Genomic DNA, 2,257 nt, shown 5'->3' with positions numbered 1-2,257 from the left:
CCATGACGCCCCCGCCCCCGTCTCACCGTAAAATCGACCCCACTGTGTCTGACTCCCTCAACGCCTCCGAAGCCCCCCGGTCCCGGTCCACCGACTCCGGCGAGGCCGCTCCGCATGCTCCTGGTGTGTCCGTTCGGCGCACCCGGGCCAAGGGGGAGCCCCGGTTTCCCGACGGGCCCAGTGCCGATCCGGCGGGGTCGCACTTCGAGCGGCGGATCCGGAGCTTCCAGCCCCGTCGGAGCCGGGTGACGGCGGGGCAGGCGGACGCGTTGCAGCGCCTGTGGCCCACCTGGGGCCTCGACATCGACGGGCAGCGCACGATCGACCTCGGCGAGCTGTTCGGGAACGACAACCCCGTCGTCCTGGAGATCGGCTTCGGGATGGGCGAGGCCACCGCGCAGATGGCCGCCGCCGACCCCGGGACCAACATCCTCGCCGTCGACGTGCACACCCCGGGCCAGGGCAACCTGCTCAATCTCGCCGAGCAGCAAGAGCTGTCCAACATCCGGGTCGGCAACGGCGACGCCATCATCCTGTTGCGCGAGATGCTCGGCCCGGACTCGCTCGACGGACTGCGCGTGTACTTCCCCGACCCCTGGCCCAAGAAGCGGCACCACAAGCGGCGGCTGATCCAGCCCGAGTTCCTGGACCTGGCAGCCACCCGCCTCAAGCCCGGCGCGCTGGTGCACTGCGCGACCGACTGGGAGCCGTACGCCGAACAGATGCTCGACGTGCTCACCGCGCACCCGGACTTCGAGAACACACAGGCCGGCGGCGGTTTCGCGGCGCGTCCCGACTTCCGGCCGCTGACCCGTTTCGAGGGACAGGGACTGGACAAGGGACATGTCGTGAACGACCTGCTGTTCCGCCGCGTACAGCACGGCGACCGACCCGACCAGTCCCCCACCGGCGCCTGAGCACCCGCCCGCCTGCGGGCGGGGCCTCTGTCTCGTTAAGGTCGATGCTGTGGCCACCTGTCCCCCGTATCCGACGTATCCCGGTGACCCCGCCGCGGGCGGTGGTCTGCGGCACGCGCACTGGTGGCAGCGGAAGTCGGTGCGCTACGGCGCGCTCATCACGCTCCTGGCGCTGTCCGGGCTCGTCATCCTCGCCCTGGTCCGGCAGCAGACCGGCACCGAGGGGTTCCTGGTCGGGCTGGGGCTCGCCGTCCTGCCCGTACCGCTGCTCATGGCCGCGTTCCGCTGGCTCGACCGGGTCGAACCGGGGCCTTGGCGCAATCTGTTGTTCGCCTTCGCCTGGGGCGCCTGCGCGGCCGCGCTGATAGCGATCATCGCCAACAGCTTCGCGACGAAGTGGATAGCGACGGCGACCGCCGACCCGACGGGCGCGGACACCCTCGGCGCGACCGTGATAGCGCCGGTCGTCGAGGAGTCGGCCAAGGCCGCCGCCGTCCTGCTGGTCTTCCTGTTCCGCAGACGGGACTTCACCGGGATCGTCGACGGCGTGGTGATAGCGGGGGTCACCGCCACCGGCTTCGCCTTCACCGAGAACATCCTCTACCTCGGCACCGCCTTCGGCACCGACCAGCTCACCGGCGACAGCGGCATCGCCTCCGTCACCGCCGCCACCTTCTTCGTGCGCGTGGTGATGTCCCCCTTCGCGCACCCCCTGTTCACGGTCCTCACCGGCATCGGTTTCGGCATCTCCGCGCTGTCGGCGGAACGCCAGCACGTACGGCGGGTTCTCGTCCCGCTGTCCGGACTGCTGCTCGCGATGGGCATGCACGCGATGTGGAACGGCTCGTCGACGTTCGGGGAGTACGGCTTCTTCGCGGTCTACGCGACGTTCATGGTGCCGGCCTTCGCGCTGCTGACCTGGCTGGTCATCTGGACGCGGCAGCGGGAGCTGCGGACCGTGCGCGAGGAACTGCCCGCGTACGCCGTCGCCGGGTGGCTGACGCCGGCCGAGCCGTACGTACTGGGCTCGATGCGGGCCCGGCGGGTCGCGCGGGAGTACGCACGACGGCAGTTCGGGGGGCGGGCGGCGGCGCGGGCGGTCGCGCAGTACGAGGCGTACGCGACGTCGTTGGCGTTCCTGCGGCGCCGGGGACGGCTCGGCCGCGCGAACGCCGACTTCGTCGTACGGGAGCGGGAGCTGTTGCACGAGTTGTGGCGTCGGCGGGACGTGGCCCGCCCCGCCCTGGACCACGCCGCCCGGACGACGGCGCCCCCGGTACCGGTGGCCGCGCCGCCCTGGCCGGTGTACGGGGTGTGGCGGCTACCCGTCCACCCCGTAC

2 protein-coding genes are annotated in these 2,257 nt (G+C 71.6%); both read left to right on the top strand.

From position 1 onward, the window contains the following. The first annotated feature begins 44 nt into the window (after positions 1-44). Complete coding sequence (trmB, locus tag AOJ26_RS36470) at positions 45-917, top strand: tRNA (guanosine(46)-N7)-methyltransferase TrmB (RefSeq protein ID WP_199828905.1); 873 nt, start codon at positions 45-47, stop codon at positions 915-917. 49 nt (positions 918-966) lie between these two features. Beyond that, on the top strand, positions 967-2,257 hold a 1,291-nt coding region (locus AOJ26_RS36465), incomplete at its 3' end, for a PrsW family intramembrane metalloprotease (protein ID WP_053852644.1).

It is taken from the genome of Streptomyces sp. NRRL B-24085 (assembly GCF_001282115.1).
Taxonomy (GTDB): Bacteria; Actinomycetota; Actinomycetes; order Streptomycetales; family Streptomycetaceae; genus Streptomyces.
Note: the sequence above shows the minus strand (reverse complement) of the source record. Positions and strands in the feature narration are given on the sequence as shown.